Origin of the sequence: Streptomyces sp. NPDC004539 (genome assembly GCF_040610055.1) — a bacterium.
Lineage (GTDB): Bacteria > Actinomycetota > Actinomycetes > Streptomycetales > Streptomycetaceae > Streptomyces.
This window is the reverse complement of sequence record NZ_JBEXLS010000024.1, coordinates 111758-129489: the sequence shown is the minus strand read 5'-3', so window position 1 is coordinate 129489 and position 17732 is coordinate 111758. Positions and strand designations below refer to the sequence as shown.

Genomic DNA, 17732 nt, shown 5'->3' with positions numbered 1-17732 from the left:
TCAGTTGGGTTGCGGGTGCAGCAGCCGGGCGAGCAGGTCGTCCAGCGTGACCAGTCCGGTGAGCCGCCCCTGTCCGTCCCGGACGACCGCCAACGTGGCCCGGCGGCGCCGGAGTTGTTCGATCGCTTCGGCGACGGTGTGCTCAGGGGCGAGTTCGGGGACGGGCCGGGACAGGTCGCGGGCGGTGGTGGCGCGGTGCCGGGAGCGGGCGACGAGGGCGTCGCGGGCGTGCACCGAGCCGACCACGGTGTCACCGTCGCGGACCAGCAGGCGGCTGCGGTCGTGGGCGGTGGTGAGCGCGAGGATCGCCTCGACGTCCGCGTCGGCCGGGACCGACGTGATCTCGGCGGCGGGCACCTGGAGTTCGGCGACCGGGACCTGCGGCTCCGTCAGGGAGTTGGTGATCAGCTCGGAGTCGTCCTTGCTGATCAGCCCGATCCGCTCCGACTCCTCGACCAGGTGGGCGAGTTGCTCCCGGTTGTGGACGGACGTCAGCTCGTCGCGCGGGGTGACCCGGAACAGCCGGACCAGCATGTTGCTGATCGCGTTGAGGACACTGAGCAGCGGGCGGACGACCTTCACGATGCCCCGGAACATCGGGGACAGCAGCATCGCCGAGCGCTCAGGGTGGGCGATCGCCCAGGATTTCGGGGCCATTTCACCGACGACCATGTGCAGGAAGACGACCACGATCATCGCCACGGCGAACGCGATGCCGTAGCTGAGCGCGCTCGGCAGACCCAAGTCGTGCAGGAGCGGGTCGAGTTCGTGGGAGATCGCCGGTTTCGACACCGAGCCGAGTCCCAAGGTGCAGACGGTGATGCCGAGTTGGGCGCCCGCCAGCATGAGCGACAGTTCCCGCATGCCCGCGAGGGCCGCGCCCGCGCCACGCCTGCCCTCGGCCGCCGCCTTCTCCATGCGGTGCCGTTTGGCCGCCACGAGCGCGAACTCGGCGGCGACGAAGAACCCGCTGCCGACCAGCAGCAACAGGGTCACGAAGAGTGCCATCGGGAAACTCATGACGACCGCACCTCCAGGCGGACCCGCTCCGGGACATGGCGGTCGAGGGTGCGGACGTCGACCGTCACCGAACTCCCGTCCGCGAGAACGACGTTCAGGCTGTCCCCGACGGTCGGGAAACGGCCCAGCCGGTCGACGATCAGCCCGGCGACGGTGTCGTAGTCCTCCTCCTCGGGGAGGTGGACGCCGGTGGCCTCGGCGACCTCGTCGAGACGGCGGCCCGCGTCGACGAGCCAGCCGGTGCCGTCCGCGACGGCGATCTCGGTGATGCGGTCGCTCTCGTCGGCGATGTCACCGACGAGTTCCTCGGCGATGTCCTCGTAGGTGACGATGCCGGCGACACCGCCGTGTTCGTCGAGGACGACCGCGAACTCGTCGTCCTCGGTGCGCATCTGCTCCACCGCGTCGGGCAGCGGGAGCGTGTCGGGCAGGAACAGGGGGCGGCGGGCGGAGGCACCGGCCGTGACGGCCGCGAACCGGTCGGCGGGCAGCGCCATCAACTCCCGTACGCCCAGCACCCCGGCGACGTCGTCAGGGTGGTCGCCGAGCACCGGATAGTTGGAGTGGCCGTGCTTGGCGATGAGTTCGACCGCCTCGGCCAGCGTCGCGTCCTTGCGGATGAAGACGGCGTCGGCACGCGGCACCATCACCTCGTCGAGCGTGCGCTCGGAGAACTCCAGCGCGTGGTCCAGGAGTTGCGCGGTGGCGCCGGGCAACTCGCCCTGTTCCCTGGACTCTCCGATGAGATGGCCCAGTTCCTCCAGGGTCGCGCCGTGGTGCAGCTCCTCGACCGGCTCGATACCGATCTTCCGCAGCAGCCGGTTGGCGGCGCCGTCGAAGACGTGCACCACCGGGCCGACGACCTTCAGGTACGTCAGGGTCGAGCCGGCCAGCGCCTTCGCGAGCCGCTCGGGCACGGCGATGGCGAGGTTCTTCGGGGCCAGCTCGCCGATGACCATCTGGACGACGGTCGCGAGCACGAAGGCGAGGACGACCGAGATCCCGCCGACCGCGCCCTCGGGGACGCCGACGTCGGTGAGCAGCGGTTTCAGCAACGCGGAGACGGAGGGTTCCGCGATGAAGCCGACGACCAGACCGGTGACGGTGATGCCGAGCTGGGCGCCGGAGAGCATGAAGGAGAGGCGTTCCAGCACCTTCAGCGCGCGGGCGGCTCTCCGGTCCCCCTTCTCGGCCTCCCTCGCGAGAGCCAGCCGGTCGGCGGAGACGTAGGCGAACTCCTGGGCGACGAAATAGCCGGTCCCCAGCGTGAGGAGCAGGACGGCCAGCAGGCCGAGCCAGGCTTCCACGGCGTTCATCGGACACCACCCCGCCGGGCGCCGCGCTCAGGGAGACCCGTAGTACTCAGGGTCGGGCGGGATGGTCGGGGACTGTGCCCCGGGGAGTCCGTCGATCTGGCGGACACGCGTTCACTCCTTGATCACAGAAACGTTCACTCCGAACGTTCACCTTGGCAACGATTGTGGCCGAGACCTGGTTCCCGCGCCTGGCGGAGGACCGGCCCCACCTGCCCGCACGGAAACGTCCAGCAACCGTTTTCAGCCGTTCCCGGCACGCGGGCGCGAAGCATCTGCCACGCTCCGCACCACCGACCCTATGCTGCTTCTACTTGAATGTAGAAGGCTCACGTGTGAAGAACTCGCGCGTACCGGCCCGTGAAGAAGGAGTGGACGCCACGATGGTGTTCAAGCGACTGCTCGGCTCGCTCGGCGTGGGCGGCCCCACGGTCGACACGGTCCTCGACCCGGCCCCCGTCCGTCCCGGCGGGGCTCTCTCCGGTCAGGTCCACCTCAAGGGCGGCGGCACCGACTTCGACATCGAGCACCTCACGCTCGAACTCGTCGCCCGGGTGGAGGTGGAGCACGAGGAGGGGGAGAGCGACGGAGCCGTCGTCTTCGACCGGACCACGGTCGGCGGCGGATTCCGGCTGGCCGAGGGGGAGACCCGCAGCGTCCCCTTCACCCTGACGCTGCCCTGGGAGACACCGGTCACCGAGTTGTACGGGCAGCCCCTAGGGGTCGTCCTCGGGGTGCGGACCGAGCTGGCGGTCGCCGGCGCCAAGGACAAGGGCGACCTCGACCAGCTGATCGTCACGCCGCTGCCCGCGCAGGAGGCGGTCCTGGAGGCGTTCGGGCAGCTCGGCTTCGGCTTCCGCTCCGCGGACCTGGAGTACGGCCGCATCGGCGGGACCGGGCAGCAGCTGCCCTTCTACCAGGAGATCGAGATCACACCCTCGCCCCAGTACGCGGGGGTCTTCAACGAGATCGAGGTGACCTTCCTCGCGAGCCCCTCCGGGGTCGAGGTGGTCCTTGAGGCCGACAAACGCGGGGGCTACTCCTCCTCCGACACCCTCGGCCGCCACATCGTCGGCCACCAGGACGTCCGGGACTGGAACGCCGAGGTCGAGGGATGGGTCCGGCAGCTCGCGGAGCACCGGGGGTCGTACGGGTACGGGGCTCCGGGGTATGCGGGGCAGGGGGTACCGGGGGGCTACGGGTCGTACGGGGAGCAGGCACCGTACGGGGAGCACGGCAAGCACGACGCGTACGGTCACGGCGGCGCCGTCGGCCATGAGGAGCAGCGGCGCTCCGGGCCGGGAGTGGGGACGGCCGTCGCGGCCGGGGCGGCCGGGCTCGCCGTCGGTGTCGTGGGCGGGATGGTCGCGGCGGAGGTCGTCGACGAGATCGGCGACTTCTTCGAGGGCGACGACGAAGAGGGCGAGGACTGACATGTTCGGACTCAGTGAGCTGGCGGTCATCCTCATCGTCGTCATAGCCGTCCTGGCCGCGAAGAAGCTGCCCGACCTGGCGCGCTCGGCGGGGAAGTCGGCGCGCATCCTCAAGGCGGAGGCGCGGGCCGCGAAGGAGGAGGGGAACCAGGTGACCCAGGAGGGTGAGGGGGCGCCGCGGATCGTGCAGGGGGAGACGGTGAAGCGGGGGGAGACGCCGCCGGATCAGCGGGGGACGTCCTGAGGGCTGAGAGCTGAGAGCTGAGAGCTGAGGGCCTGGGGAGGGGCGGGACCGGGGCCTGAGCGGCCAGGCATACCTGGGAGGTAGCTCCGCAGGGTGAGGCGTACCTGCGTCGGGAGCCCCTCCTCGGGGGCCGACCCCGTAGTACCCAGGTACACCCAGTACCCGTAGCTCCCAGGTACACCCAAGGTTGGCCCAGCACCCGTAGTACCCGTAGTACCCGTAGTACCTCAGTCGGCCCCGTGCTGGCGGCGGATGCGGGACGCGACCTCGTTGCGTTCCGTCTCCCACCAGGGGCGTACCCGGTCCGGCTCCTCGGAGTGACCGGGGCGGGCGGTGTCGGGGCTCTGCTCGGAGCGGGCGGAGTGGGCGGCGCGGGCGGCCTGTTCCTCGTCCAGGCGGCGGTCGAGTGCCGCCGCCTGGACGCGTTCCGTCCGGGCCCACTGGACGAGGATCGCCAACAGGAAGGGCAGGGCGACGAGTTCGGCGATGCTGAGCATCACGCCGCCGCCGATCTGCTGGTCGTGGCCGACGCTCGGGGCCCAGGCGGGCCGGTGGTGGAGGTACCACGCGCCCGCGATGAGCGAACCGTGCGTCATGACGACGAGACCCGGTACGGCGTCGACGATGCCGTCGAGGAAGACCAGCGCGGCCCGCACGGGGTGGGTGCACCAGGCCGGGAGGGTCTCCTCCCTGGTGAGTACGGGTACGACGAAGAGGCACCCGGCGGCGAGGAGGTTGAGGTACATCAGCTCGTGGAGCCAGCCGACGCGCAGGGCGGTCGAGAAGTACGGCGTGAAGTAGACGGTCAGCTCGGTGAGGAGTACCAGGGCCGTGCTGACCAGCGGGAACGTCAGCGCCCGGACGACCCTCCCGGTCATCGCCCGCCGCAGCCTCCCCGCGGACCGCTCCGGCAGCGCCTCCACCGCCAGCCGCAGCGGGTCCCCGAGCGCGAGGCCGAGCGGGGCGACCAGGTCCAGCAGGATGTTCTGGACCGCGGCGGGCCAGAACAGGACGTGGTCGTAGACGGCCAGCCCGGACATCGTGGCGACGAGGAGCGTGCCGAGGCCGAGCCCCGCGAAGGCGACCGTGCGGACGACCGGCCACCGGCCGCGCAGCCGCAGCACACCCCACCCGTAGGCCCCGCCCAGCACGGCGATCAGCAGCAGCGCCGGAAGGTCGAGCTGCCAGGCGGTGAGGAGGTGGGCGGGGGTAGCGGCGGGCAGGGCGCTCATCAGGGTCGTACCTCTCAGGTATTGCTTCGGGGCAAAACGGTAGTACTACCGCTGAGGTACGACGCACGCGGGCGGGGAGCCCACTACCGGGCCTTGACCTCGGCTTTGCTTGAGGTCACGGGGCGACCGGCACCGGAGTCCTGGGCATCCCGAGCCGTGCCGCCTGCCGCGAGCTGGGACGGGGAGGTGCGCCACGCACCAGTGACCGGGCGGAGAGGGCGGAGAGGTTGGAGAGGTGGAGGCCGATCGGCGTTCAGTGGCCCGCCGGAGGCTCGAAGCAACCGCCCTCCGGATAGGGGCCGTTGGCCGAGACCTGGTAGTTGGTCTTCTGGACGAAGGCGGTGACGCAGGCGTCGTCGTGGACGCGGAGGCCGATCAGGGCGCCCTCGGGGGTGACGTACCGGCCGTCCACGTAGCGGGAGTTCATCGGCTTGACCTGGAGGGTGCCGCCCAGGGAGTGGCCCTTGGAGTCGAAGTGCTGTTCCTCGTAGCCGAGTCCGAGCATCGCCGTGCGGACCGTCGCCGGGTCCCACTCCTTCCGCTGCCAGAGGTCCTTGAGGACGGGTTCGATGCGGGCGGCCTCGCGCCGGGCGTCGGCGGCGCTCGCGTCGGACATCTCACCGGCGATGCGGAAGCCGTTGTTCTCGCGGTAGTGAGGGGCGCCGTCACCGGCTCCGGGTTCCACGTAGGGGGAGGCGGGAAGGGTGGTGGGGGCGCCGGAAGTACTAGGGGTGCCGTCCGGGGTCGTACGGGTATCAGGGGTAACCCCCGCCGCTGCCCCGCCGCTCGCACCCGATGTCGCGTGCTCCTTGCCGCAGCCGCCGAGTGCCAGTACGGCGACGACGACCAGGGCCGCTGTCGCGGCGCCCTTCCTCATGGATACCTCCAGCATGTCCATGCCCCCCATCACAGGCCGGACTTACCCTAGAGGGCCACGCCAGTCCTGTCCTGAGCAGCAGTACTCAGCGCGCCCCCGACAGCCCGCGCTCCAGCACCCCCTTGAGGCGGGCCAGGTCCGCGGTGACCGTCCCGGCGTCCCGCTCGAACTCGGCGTCGCTCACGCCCGGCAGGCGGCGGAGGGTGAAGACGAACTCGCACTCGCCGTCGCCGTAGGGGATGACCCTGATGGGGTTGTGGACGGTCTCCCCCGTAGGGAAGGTCACGTAGTGGTCGAGGACGCCGAGGTCGTTGTCGGGGGTGAACGTCACGGTGACCCGGCCGAGGAGGCCGGAGCGGGCGACCCACTCGCCGTCCACCTGCTCGACGGTGTCCCCGAGGCCGTGCGCCCAGGCGGGCAGGTGGGCGGGGTCGGCGGCGTAGCGGTAGACGGCGGGGGCGGGGCGGGCGATGCGGACCGTGAGGTGGAGGGAGTCGGTGTTGTTCATCCGCCGAACGTAGCGAGCGGGCGGGGCAGGGGTCTTGAATGAATCGGACGGGGGCCGAAACCGGTTGAGAAACAGGACATGGCCGGGAACCGACGCATTAACTTCTACGTTCCTGTAGAAGATGTAGGCAGGTAAAAGGACAGGGCGACCGGGAGCCGGCGCCCCCTGGTTTTTGGAGTGTTCATGGCCCTGTGGGACCGCATCAAGGACTCCGCATCGCAGATGCAGACCCAGCTGGTCGCGAAGAAGAACGACCTCAAGAGCGGCGCGTTCCGTGACGCGAGCATGGCCATGTGTGCGCTGGTGGCGGCGGCGGACGGCCAGATCGACCCGTCGGAGCGCCAGCGCGTGGCCCAGCTCATCGCCAACAACGAGGTGTTGCAGAACTTCCCGGCGGACGACCTGCGCCGGCGGTTCGAGGACAACCTCAACAAGCTGACCACCGACTTCGACTTCGGCAAGGTCAGCGTCCTCCAGGAGATCGCCAAGGCGAAGAAGAAGCCCGCCGAGGCCCGCGCCGTCATCCAGATCGGCATCGTCATCGGCGGCGCCGACGGCGACTTCGACAAGGACGAGCAGGCGGTCGTCCGCGAGGCGTGCTACACCCTCGACCTGCCGCCGCACGAGTTCGACCTCTGAGCGAAACCTGCTGAGCGCCGGACCCCGGGTACTACGGGGTCCGGCGCTCAAGAGTTACGGGACATCCCTGCCCCCGAACCCTGGTCGTACGGGAGCTACGCGGCTCTCAGGGGTCCACCGGCGTACGAGGCACCCCGCTGTCGATGACGCAGTTGCCGGCGGGGTCCTGGCTGTGGGACAGGCTGTCCCCAGGAGCCGTGCCCGTCGCGGAGGCCGCCGGGGCGGTGATGGACGTGGAGGGGTCGCAGGAGGCGCCGGTGCCTGGGACGGTCCCGGTGCTCGGGTCCGCCGCGGACCCCGGGCTCGAACCGGCCCCGGTCGCCGTGCCCGCTCCGGCGGTCGAGCCCGATTCGGCGCCCGTGCCGGAGACGCCGGTCGGCGGGGCGGCGGGGTCGCCCTCGTCCGCACCGCAGGCGACCAGTACGCAGGCCAGCGCGCCGATGCTGACGGCGAGCCGAACTTGTAAGACTCCAGGCATGAGTTGGCCCCTCCACGTCGTACGTCCGACAGGGCGCCGGACGCCGGACGGCGCGTGTGCGTCAGTAGGAAGAGTAGGTGTTGAAGGCGTCGCCGACCCAGGTGGCGAAGTACGGCGAGCGCATCTCGGTCGGGTCGTCACGGCGTTCGGTGTTGCTGTTCACCCCGTTGACGTACCCGCTCCAGTAGACGTTGTCGTCCTTGCCGAAGATCCAGGGCCCGCCGCTCGACCCGCCGGTCATGTTGCACGGCATCTTGATCTGGTCGGTGATGGAGGAACTGCGCTGCGAGGTGGTCGCGGAGCAGAAGTACTGCCACTGGCCGTCGAAGGCGCCGGCCGCCGGATAGCCCATCGCGACCATGAAGCGGTCCTTGGGGTAGTTCCACTGAATCCCCAACCCGCCCACGGCGTTGACGAGTTCACCGGACGAGTTCGGCGAGGTGATGACGATGCCGACGTCGTAGCCGAAGTTCCCGCTGTTGACCCACCCGTTGAACGCGACGAGCGTCTCGGCCCACCACGTCCCGTACGGCCGGTTGCCGTAGTTGTAGTACGGCACGAACTGCCAGTTGGACGCCCACCCCTGGCCGGGTCCGCCGTGCACGCAGTGCCCCGCCGTGAACACCATGTTCTTGTTCGTGCTGTTGACCGCGGAGCCCGAGCAGACATAGTCGATGCCGTCGGAGCCCCGGTAGAACACCTTGCCCACCACCTGCGTGGCGGTGACCTTCAACTTCGGTGCGCCCGGGGCTGTTTCGACGCCCTTGCCGGCGACGGGTTCCGACCCCGTCGTCGCCGCCCCGCCGAGCGCCTCCTCGATGACGCTCTCCGGCACCGCCGAGTCCCCGACCGCCTTGGGCGGTACGGCCGCCGCCATGCGCTCCGGCGTCCAGTACTCCGCCGTCAGCGCCTGCGCCGACGGTGAGACCCGGTGCTCGACGGCCCCCGAAGCAGTCGCCGTCGCCTGCCCCTCGGCGGCGACGACCGTCGACGGCGCGAACGCGAGCCCGAAGGCGACGCCGGCCGCGAGCAGGTATCTACATCGCTTGCGTAACACGTGACACCCTCCCCATCTACTGGCATGTCCACGCAAGCCTCCAAACCCCGGGCAACTCCTGTCAACCACCCCATTGGGAGACAGAGTCCGGATATCGCCCTCCCGCGACACCCCAACACTCCCCGGCTACACCACCATTGACGCTCCGTCACTTCCCGTTCCCCTGACGGCGGTCGAGCCCGGCGCACAATCCGCAGACGGCGGGCCCGGCCGCCTCACAGACACCTCACAGCCGCGTCCGCCCGCCGGACGATCGACACCTGGCCGAGAGCGGCCCCCGCGCAACACCGGCGCATCCGGCACGGGTTGCCCAGAGGTCTCACCTCTCCCTGCACTCAACAGCGGCCCGTTCCGGCGGAGTTGCGGCGCCCGACGCTCAGAGCGGCGTCGCGGCGTGCAGGATGATGAACATCGTCACCGCCGAGTTCGCCGACGACATCGCCGAAACGGCCGTCCCCGCCGCCGCTCCCCACGCCGCGAACCCGACGGCGGTGAACACCGGCGGCCAGTCCCGGATCAGCGGAGCCGGACCGAGAAGTGCCGCCACCCGGCGGGGAATCGGCCCCGGCGCCGCGAAGGACGCGAGCCCCGTGAACCCCGCGAGCGCCGGCACCGGCGCCCCCCGGGACAGCAGCGCCGCCTTCCCGATGGCCCGCGCGACCGTACGGCGGCTGCCGATCACCGCCGCCGCCTCCTCGTCCGCCCAGCGTTCCGTCGTATAGGAAACAGCCGTGGAAAGCGGTCTCAGAAACGGGTTGGCGCGGGCCGCGAGCTGGACGGTCAGCAGATACCGGTGGTGGCGGGCCGTGAGGTGAGCGCGTTCGTGGGCGAACAGCGCCCTGCGCTCCCCCGGGTCCAGGCTGCCGAGGAGGGCGGTCGTGACGACGATGCGGTCGCGGCGGGCGCCGGGGAGGGCGTAGGCGTACGGGGTGTCGTCCCGTAGTACCGCTACCTCTGTGGAGGGAAGACCCGTAAGGGCCCGGTGGGCGCGGCGGCGCAGGCGGAAGTGGCGCCAGGCGGTGCGGACGCAGACGGCGGCGACGGCGAAGAGGGCGGGGATGGCGACCTTGCCCGCGATCTCGTCGTAGGGGACGGCCGCGCGGACCTCGGGGTCGGACCACCCGTCGGGCAGGGGGTTGCCCGGGAGCTGCGCGGTGCCGACGACCATGAGGAGGGCGAGGCAGACGGTGCTGCACAGGGCCATGACCGCGGCCATCGCGGTGAGGAGGCGGGTCGCGGCGCGGGGGTGGAGGTGCTGCTCGGCGAGGCGCGCTATCGGCCAGGCCGTCAGGGGCAGGATCAGGGGGAGAAAGATGAAGAACCCCATACGGCGTCAGTCTTTCCCTTCGCTCCCGGCCTCGCCCAGCAGTTCCCGCAGCAGCCGTTCGTCGTCCGCGCCGAGCCCCGTGACGAAGCTGGCGAGCACCGCCTCGCGGTCGCGTTCGCCGTCGAGGACCTTGCGCATCTTGCGCGCGGCGAGGCCGGCCTGGTCGGACGCGGGGGTCCAGGCGAAGGAGCGGCCCGCGCGCTCGCGGGTGACCGCGCCCTTCTCCAGGAGGCGGGTGAGGATCGTGATGACGGTGGTGTACGCCAGGTCGCCGCCGAGGCGCTCCTGGACCCAGCCCGCCGTCGCGGGGCCGTCCGCCGCGCGCAGGGCCTCCAGGACGAGCGCCTCCAGCTCGCCCTGCCCCCGTCGCCGGGGACGCTGTTCGTGGTCCGTCACGCCCTGTCTCCTCTCCCGCGCCGGGTGTCTCCCCATCGTATCGACGCGTGCCGGCCCCGTAGACCCCCTAGTACCTTTGTTTCTACAGTGGTGTAGATTTAATGGTCAGGAGGGCCTCCACGGGTCGTCCCCCGCGACCCCTACGGGTCGCCCCCTACCCCCCGAGGAGGAGTTCACAGTGGGAGTAACCCTGGCCAAGGGCGGCAACGTCTCGCTCAGCAAGGAGGCCCCCGGCCTGACCGCCGTCCTGATCGGGCTGGGCTGGGACGTCCGCACGACGACCGGCACCGACTACGACCTCGACGCCTCCGCGCTGCTGCTGGACGCGGCCGGGAAGGTCGCCTCCGACGCGCACTTCATCTTCTACAACAACCTCACCAGCCCGGACGGCTCCGTCGAGCACACCGGCGACAACCTGACCGGTGAGGGCGACGGCGACGACGAGTCCATCAAGATCAACCTCTCCACCGTGCCGGCCGCCATCGACAAGATCGTCTTCCCGGTCTCCATCCACGACGCCGACAACCGCGGCCAGAGCTTCGGCCAGGTCCGCAACGCCTACATCCGCGTCGTGAACCAGGCCGGCGGCCAGGAGATCGCCCGCTACGACCTCTCCGAGGACGCCTCCACCGAAACCGCCATGGTCTTCGGCGAGTTGTACCGGCACGGCGCCGAGTGGAAGTTCCGCGCGGTCGGCCAGGGCTACGCCTCCGGGCTGCGCGGCATCGCGGCCGACTTCGGCGTGAACGTCTGAACAACCGCCGGACGTACGGGGATCGCCCCGCGGGGATCACCTTGGGGGGACGCCCTCAGGTGGTCCCCCTTCCGTCCTTTCCACCACCGGGAGACCAGATGGCCGTCCCGCACCACCTCCGCCCGGAGGACCGAGCGGACTTCGAGGAGACCCTGCGCCTGGCACTCGTCAGGACGGGCCAACGCGACCTCAAGGAACAGGCGTTGGCCGACGCCGACCTCATCACGGCGGCGGCCGGCCCCGAGTACGACGCGTACCTGGCCCTACGACAGGACGCGCGCCGCCGGCCCGCCCCGCCGAGCACCGCGCTCGCGGCCCTCGCCGTCCTCACGCCGATCATCTCCGCCACGTCCGCCGTCTTCCTCCTCCTCGCCGGATACATCCTCCAACTCGCCGACGCAGCCGCCCCGTTGCCCGCCTCGCTGATCACCGCGGGCTGGATTCTCGGCGCCGTCGCCGTGCTCAGCACCCTGCTCGCCGTCGCCGCCCTGCTGCACACCGCCGTCCGCGACCGCCGCGGCCCCGCCTCCCCCGCCGAGGTCGAACAGGCCCGCCTGGAGTGGAAGCGGGCGCTGCTGGAACGGGGGCTGGTGCCGTATCTGACCGGGTCGGGGGACAACTCGGGTCGTACGGCGACCGGTTGAGGCGACAGGGCGCGGCGAGGACGGAAGCACACCGCGAGGGCGAGCCGACGCCTCGCGGACGGGAGAACGCCCCGAGGGCGAGCGCGCTCCGGGCCGGAGCCCATGTGTGGCGGCTCCGGCCCGGTCGGTGTCAGGGAGTTCAGGCGTAGAGAACCACCCGAGGCTGCACCGTCCCCACGGCTCCGGGGGAGTTGACGGTCACGCGGTACACCTGGGTCAGCGTCTCGCCGGGCGCGAGGCTGCGCTGGGCGGTGGTGAGGTCGGTGAAGAGCGTGCCGGTCTGGTTCCCCGGGGTGACGGCGGTCCAGCAGCCGTCGGGCTTGCGCAGCTCCAGCTTGACGTCGGCCGGCTTCAGGAACGGGCCAGAGTCCGGTGAGACGAGCAGGAGTTGGGGCGCGACTATCAGGTCGGACGCGGTGGTGTTCGCGTAAGTGACCGTGAACTCATGGCTCTTGCCGTCGGCGGGCAGAGCGCTTGCCGTCTGGTCCACGAACTCGACCGGAACGGGGGCCGCTTGCGCCGCGGCGGCGGTGGGGGTGGCGGTCGCGGCCAGTGCGGGGGTGGCCGTCACCAGCCCGCCGGTGAGAGCGACGAACAGCGTCACGGCGGCGAGCCTGGCGCCGGTGTGGGGCAACGAGACGTTCTTCACTGTGGTTCCCGGTCTTTCAGGTTGGTCAGTCCTACCCGGCCGAGTATGGCCGAGCGTTCCCGTTCTTTGCCTTCGGGATGCCCATCCGTTTCCAGCTCGTGCCATGACCCGCCGCACGCCCTGACGACCCCAGTGCGTTCACATTCTTGGACAACGATCAAGTACACAACTCTTGACGCGTTCACACCATGAGCCTAGCGTCCGGAGAAAGCGCTTGCTATCACCCGGACACCCCCAGATCCGAGAGCTCTACCTGTTCACGTACACACCCCACAGTCATGTACTCGAACGGAGCCGCACGATGCACCAGCGATCTGTGAGAACCTCCGCCCTGGCCTCCTCCGCCCTCCTGGCCGGCACCCTCGTCGCCTTCACCGGCACCGCCCCGGCGCACGCCGCGACCGTCCGCTACGAGGCCGAGTCCTCCCCGGCGGTCTGCACCGGGACCGTCGACTCCGACTGGACCGGCTTTTCCGGAAGCGGTTTCTGCAACGGCACCAACTCCACCAGCGGGTACGCCCAGTTCACGGTGACCGCGGCGGTCGCCGGCACCGCGACGATCAACGTCCGCTTCGCGAACGGGACTTCCGCCGCCCGCCCGGCCGCCCTCGCCGTCAACGGGACGACGGTCCAGACGCCGTCCTTCGAGGCGACCGGCGCCTGGTCGACCTGGGTCACCAAGACCCTGACCGTCACCCTCAACGCGGGCAGCAACACGATCCGGCTGACCCCTACGACCTCGGAGGGACTCCCGAACGTCGACTACGCCGAGGCGACGACCACCGACTCGACGACACCGCCCGCGACCGGCGCGATCTACGTCTCCCCGAGCGGTACCGACGGCGCGGCCGGCACCCAGTCCGCGCCGACCACCCTCACCTCGGCGATCGGCCGCGTCACCGCGGGCGGCACGATCTACCTCCGGGGAGGGACGTACAGCCAGTCCTCGACGGTGACGATCCCGCAGACCAACAGCGGTACGGCGGCGGCCCGTACGACCCTGACGGCGTATCCGGGTGAGACCCCGGTGCTGAACTTCTCGGCGCAGAGCGAGAGTTCGTCGAACCGAGGGCTCCAGCTGTTCGGGTCGTACTGGAAGGTCTACGGGATCACCGTCGAGCGCGCCGGGGACAACGGGATCTACGTCGGCGGCAGCCACAACGTCATCGAGCGGACCGTCACCCGCTACAACCGGGACACCGGGCTCCAGTTGGGGCGGATCGCGTCCTCCACGCCGAGCAGCGAGTGGCCCTCGGACAACCTGGTCCTGAGCGCCGAGTCGCACGACAACGCGGACTCCGACGGGGAGGACGCGGACGGGTTCGCGGCGAAGCTGACGACCGGCACCGGGAACGTCTTCCGGTACGCCGTCTCGCACAACAACATCGACGACGGCTGGGACCTGTACACCAAGACCGACACGGGTCCGATCGGGCCGGTCACCATCGAGGACTCGCTCTCCTACAACAACGGCACGCTGTCCGACGGCACCGTCAACTCCAACGGCGACCGCAACGGGTACAAGCTCGGCGGCGACGACATCGCCGTCAACCACGTCGTACGCCGCAGCATCGCCTACCGCAACGGCAAGCACGGGTTCACGTACAACAGCAACCCGGGCTCCATGGCCGTCTCCAACAACCTCAGCATCGACAACGCGACCCGCAACTACTCGTGGGACGCGGGGACTTCGACGTTCCGCACCAACACGTCCTGCCGGTACGCCGTCAGCGGCTCCAACGACAAGACGATCGGGGACGCCGACAGCACGAACCAGTTCTGGACCGGCACCAACGGCTCGCGCTGCGCGTCGAGTTGGTCCGGTGCGCTGAAGTGGTCGTTCGCCTCGGACGGCAAGCTGGTGGTGACGCTCGGCGGAGTGGTCGTCACCCTGTGACCCCGCGACCGCCCCGCCGCACGTGACCCCCTGACCGCCGCACCACGCGGGCCCCACGCCCCAACCGTCCCACCGTGCAACGCCAAGCGGGCCCCCTCCCCGGAGGCGGGCCCGCCCGGCGTCCTCACCAGGGCAACCCCCTCCCGTGCACCACCTCCATCCGCGAAACGGCCCTGGTCAGCACCACGTACAGCCGATGCCACCCCCGCTCCTCCCCCTCCACGATCGCCATCGGCTCGACGACCACGACATGGTCGTACTCCAGCCCCTTCACCGTCCCGGCGCCCACCACCTCGACCCGCTCCTCCAACACCCCCTGGAACCGCTCCACTTCACCGTCGGCGACCACCACCCCCACCGACCCCTCCCCCTTCAGGGCCCGCCGCACGGCGTCCGACACCCCGTCGTACAGCTCCCCTTCGACCCGGGTGACGAGCAACTCTCCGCCCCCGCGCAGGGATCGGGCGGCAGGCACGTCGACGTCCAGCCGCTTCAGCACCCGGTTCGCCAGGTCCAGTACGACGCCGGGGACCCGGAAACCGACAGCAAGCGGTACCACAACGGCGTCCGGTTTCCCGAGGTGCGCCATCTGCTCCCGCCAGGACCGGGCCGCCCAGGCGGTCGTCCCCTGCGCCAGATCCCCGAGGACGGTGAGGGAGCCGTACTCCACTCGCCGGGCGATGGCGCGGCACTCCATGGGCGAGAGGTCCTGGGCCTCGTCGACGACGACATGGCCGTATCCGGCGGGGTGCGCGAGGAGCCCGGCGACCTCGTCGAGCAGCACCAGGTCCGCGGCGGACCAGCGGACGGACTTCCAGGAGCGGGCCGGCCGCGCCCAGGCCAGCGCCGCCTGCTCGTCCGCCGACAGGACACCGTCCGCACTCCGGCTCAACTCCCCGCCACCGCACAGGAGTTCGTACACCAGTTCCTCCGCACGCAGCTTCGGCCACACCGCGTCGACGCAGCCACTCACCGCCCGCTCCACCCTCCGCACCCACGCGGCGCCCCGGGTCCCGCTGCGGCGTTCGGCCTCGGCCCGTATCCGGACGACGATCCGCGTCCGCACCCGCTCCCGCCCGACCTCGTACGGCGGCGCCTCCCCCTCGTCGAGCACCCCGCGGACGATCTCCGCGACCTCCCCGGCCGGCACCCGCCACCGGTACGACCCTTCCTGGACCACGGCCCCCTGCGCACCGTCCGCCCGGACCCTCCCGTACGCCGCGCGGCGTAGTACCTCCGCCATCCGCGGGTCGTGCTTGAGAGCTACGGCGGCGCGGGTGTCCGTGCCGGTGACGGGGTGCAGGGCGATCTCGTCGAGGAGCGTCGACTGTCGTACTCCGGTCTCACCGAGGGAGGGCAGCACCTCGGAGATGTACGAGAGGAACGTCCGGTTCGGCCCGAGGATCAGCAGCCCGGCGCGCTGGATGCGGCGCGAATGCGTGTACAGGAGGTACGCCGCGCGGTGCAGCCCGACCGCCGTCTTGCCGGTCCCGGGCGCCCCCTGCACGCAGATCGAGTCGCCGAGCCCGGCGCGCACGAGGTCGTCCTGCTCGGGCTGGATCGTCGCGGCGATGTCCCGCATCGGCCCCACCCGGGGCCGCTCCAGCTCCCGCACGAGCAACGCGCCGGGTACGACGCCGTCGCGCACGCCGGCATCGCGTACGACGTCGGCGACGTCCCCGGCACCGGCTCCCGCGTCAACGCCCCCGTCAACCCCGGCCCCGTCGACTGCGCCCCCGCCCGCCCCCAGCCGCTCGTCCTCCAGCCCCGTCAGATCGGCCGAGTCCCCCCGGCTCCCGGCCGCCCACCCGAACCTCCGCCGGACATCCACACCCTGTGGATCACGGGCGGACGCCTGGTAGAACGCCCGGGACACCGGCGCCCGCCAGTCCACCACCAGCGGCGGATCGGCGGGCCGCTCGCTCACTCGGACCCGGCCCACGTGATGCGCCCGGCCGTCCCCGAAGTCCAGCCGCCCGAAGAACAGCGGGCCCTCGGGCAGCTCGCGCAGCGCCTTCGCGTGGCTGCGCAGCTGGTACCCGAGGACCTCCGCGTCGGCCCCGGACGCGGAGGCGTTCTCACCGATGACGACCTGCTGATCGGCGCCGCTCACCATCGCGGCGAAGGCGGCCCGGCAGCGGTCGTGGTGGGCGCGTTCGCTTCGCAGGGATGCCTCTAGCTCAAGCTCGTCAGCCATATGCCGAGCCTAAGCCACAAACTTAACCAAGTCACATTTTTAACTACGACATATTCATTCCGGAGTCACCTCGGACTCGCCGTGCGGCCACCCGGGCTTCGCGTACAGCACCTCCCGCGCCTGATCCGCCGCTCGCGCGATGCTCTCCGACACGAAGTCCATGAACCGCGCCATGTTCTCCAGCCGCACGGCCGCCGGCGTCCCCGCCCCCATCACCCCCACCCCCTCCCGGGCGACCCCCGCGAGATAGGCGGTCGCCTTCGCGCTGGCCATCGTCGACTGATACATCACGTCGTCGTCGACGACGTACCTCTCCCGCCGGCGCCCCTCCGCCTCCCGCTCCCGCCGCACCAGCCCCTGCACCTCCAGGAACGCGATCGCCTTGGACACGGACGCGGCGCTCACCCCTAGACGGCCCCCTAGCTCTCCAGCGGTAAGACTCCCGCTGTCGGTGACGTAGAGCGCGGCCAGCACCCGCGACGTCATATGGGGCAGCCCCTGCTGCGTGAACAGCGTCGCGAACGCGTCCTCGTACTCCCGCACGGCCTCGCCGTCCCGACCGTGGACCGCCGAGGCCCCCCCGGCCACCCCTGCCGCCCCCGAACCCCCCGCCCCACCCGCGCGCGGCGCCGCCTTCTTCCGCCGGTGCGCGCGATTCTCGGTGGCCCGATGCGCCAGATCCGCCCGGTACCCGACCGGCCCGCCGTTGCGCATCACCTCGCGCGTCACTGTGGAGGTCGGCCGGTCGAGCCCCCGGGCGATCTCCGCATAGGCCAGCCCGTCGGCCAACCCCGACGCGATCCGCTGCCGCTCCTGCTGACTGAGCCTGCCTCCCGGCACCGCCGCCTCCTCCATGAACCTTCAAGACCCTCCAACCATAGCGTTCACACTCACTCCATTGCAACGCCAGCACCATCTGACGTTGCGTTGAAAGCAGTTCGGTTGCAACGATTTCCCTATCTTGACCTGCATATACAGCACTCCATCGCAACGAACTCGTTGCCAGATCCGTCAACGCAACGTAGCTTTTCGTACATCGGAAACAACGACCCGAAGGACAGGGACAC

At 70.7% G+C, this 17732-nt stretch carries 18 protein-coding genes; 6 read left to right on the top strand and 12 right to left on the bottom strand.

From position 1 onward, the window contains the following. Together ABZX85_RS37675 and ABZX85_RS37670 are read right to left on the bottom strand one after the other, a co-directional pair. Entirely contained in the window at positions 1-1020 is a 1020-nt protein-coding gene (locus ABZX85_RS37675) for a hemolysin family protein (protein ID WP_355879326.1), read from the bottom strand. Further along, positions 1017-2336, bottom strand: a complete 1320-nt coding sequence (locus ABZX85_RS37670) for a hemolysin family protein (protein ID WP_355879323.1) — start codon at positions 2334-2336, stop codon at positions 1017-1019. The genes ABZX85_RS37675 and ABZX85_RS37670 overlap by 4 nt, the downstream gene beginning before the upstream one ends. A 380-nt stretch (positions 2337-2716) precedes the next feature. Between ABZX85_RS37670 and ABZX85_RS37665 the strand changes: the two genes are divergently transcribed. Then, positions 2717-3766 carry a sporulation protein gene (locus ABZX85_RS37665; RefSeq protein ID WP_355879321.1) on the top strand — a complete coding sequence of 350 codons (1050 nt, stop codon included), beginning with the start codon at positions 2717-2719 and terminating at the stop codon, positions 3764-3766. Between the two features lies 1 nt (position 3767). Further along, positions 3768-4010: a twin-arginine translocase TatA/TatE family subunit gene (locus ABZX85_RS37660; RefSeq protein ID WP_355879318.1), complete on the top strand. Its 243-nt coding sequence runs from the start codon at positions 3768-3770 to the stop codon at positions 4008-4010. A 227-nt stretch (positions 4011-4237) separates the two neighbouring features. Here the strand turns inward: ABZX85_RS37660 and ABZX85_RS37655 are convergent, their stop codons facing one another. From ABZX85_RS37655 to ABZX85_RS37645, 3 genes are all read right to left on the bottom strand, one after another. Then, entirely contained in the window at positions 4238-5242 is a 1005-nt protein-coding gene (locus tag ABZX85_RS37655; protein ID WP_355879315.1) for a cytochrome c oxidase assembly protein, read from the bottom strand. 253 nt (positions 5243-5495) lie between these two features. Then, positions 5496-6119, bottom strand: coding sequence for a hypothetical protein (locus ABZX85_RS37650; protein ID WP_355879312.1), 624 nt, complete (start codon positions 6117-6119; stop codon positions 5496-5498). Positions 6120-6204: 85 nt separating this feature from the next. Next, positions 6205-6627, bottom strand: a complete 423-nt coding sequence (locus ABZX85_RS37645) for an SRPBCC family protein (RefSeq protein WP_355879309.1) — start codon at positions 6625-6627, stop codon at positions 6205-6207. Between the two features lie 183 nt (positions 6628-6810). Between ABZX85_RS37645 and ABZX85_RS37640 the strand changes: the two genes are divergently transcribed. Continuing rightward, positions 6811-7266: a TerB family tellurite resistance protein gene (locus ABZX85_RS37640; protein WP_355879306.1), complete on the top strand. Its 456-nt coding sequence runs from the start codon at positions 6811-6813 to the stop codon at positions 7264-7266. Positions 7267-7372: 106 nt separating this feature from the next. On the opposite strand, the gene ABZX85_RS37635 is transcribed toward ABZX85_RS37640, so the two are convergent. The 4 genes from ABZX85_RS37635 to ABZX85_RS37620 all read right to left on the bottom strand — a co-directional run bounded on the left by ABZX85_RS37635 (position 7373) and on the right by ABZX85_RS37620 (position 10524). Further along, positions 7373-7744, bottom strand: a complete 372-nt coding sequence (locus tag ABZX85_RS37635; RefSeq protein WP_355879303.1) for a hypothetical protein — start codon at positions 7742-7744, stop codon at positions 7373-7375. 61 nt (positions 7745-7805) lie between these two features. Continuing rightward, a complete protein-coding gene (locus ABZX85_RS37630) occupies positions 7806-8801 on the bottom strand; it encodes a hypothetical protein (RefSeq protein ID WP_355879301.1) in 996 nt (331 codons plus the stop codon). A gap of 376 nt (positions 8802-9177) precedes the next feature. Beyond that, positions 9178-10128: a M56 family metallopeptidase gene (locus ABZX85_RS37625; protein ID WP_355879298.1), complete on the bottom strand. Its 951-nt coding sequence runs from the start codon at positions 10126-10128 to the stop codon at positions 9178-9180. A gap of 6 nt (positions 10129-10134) precedes the next feature. Beyond that, on the bottom strand, positions 10135-10524 hold the full coding sequence (locus tag ABZX85_RS37620) for a BlaI/MecI/CopY family transcriptional regulator (protein WP_355879296.1): 390 nt from the start codon (positions 10522-10524) through the stop codon (positions 10135-10137). 178 nt (positions 10525-10702) lie between these two features. Between ABZX85_RS37620 and ABZX85_RS37615 the strand changes: the two genes are divergently transcribed. Further along, positions 10703-11278: a TerD family protein gene (locus ABZX85_RS37615; protein WP_355879293.1), complete on the top strand. Its 576-nt coding sequence runs from the start codon at positions 10703-10705 to the stop codon at positions 11276-11278. 98 nt (positions 11279-11376) lie between these two features. Next, positions 11377-11922 carry a hypothetical protein gene (locus ABZX85_RS37610; protein WP_355879290.1) on the top strand — a complete coding sequence of 182 codons (546 nt, stop codon included), beginning with the start codon at positions 11377-11379 and terminating at the stop codon, positions 11920-11922. Between the two features lie 139 nt (positions 11923-12061). On the opposite strand, the gene ABZX85_RS37605 is transcribed toward ABZX85_RS37610, so the two are convergent. Further along, the gene (locus ABZX85_RS37605; RefSeq protein WP_355879287.1) at positions 12062-12571 is read right to left on the bottom strand and encodes a signal peptide protein; all 510 of its coding nucleotides are present in this window, start codon (positions 12569-12571) and stop codon (positions 12062-12064) included. 301 nt (positions 12572-12872) lie between these two features. Here ABZX85_RS37605 and ABZX85_RS37600 point away from each other — a divergent pair, with 301 nt between their 5' ends. Continuing rightward, the gene (locus ABZX85_RS37600) at positions 12873-14468 is read left to right on the top strand and encodes a CBM35 domain-containing protein (protein ID WP_355879284.1); all 1596 of its coding nucleotides are present in this window, start codon (positions 12873-12875) and stop codon (positions 14466-14468) included. 124 nt (positions 14469-14592) lie between these two features. Here the strand turns inward: ABZX85_RS37600 and ABZX85_RS37595 are convergent, their stop codons facing one another. Next, positions 14593-16665, bottom strand: coding sequence for an AAA family ATPase (locus ABZX85_RS37595; protein ID WP_355879281.1), 2073 nt, complete (start codon positions 16663-16665; stop codon positions 14593-14595). Positions 16666-16719: 54 nt separating this feature from the next. After that, positions 16720-17505, bottom strand: a complete 786-nt coding sequence (locus ABZX85_RS37590) for a helix-turn-helix domain-containing protein (protein WP_355879279.1) — start codon at positions 17503-17505, stop codon at positions 16720-16722. Positions 17506-17732: the final 227 nt, after the last annotated feature.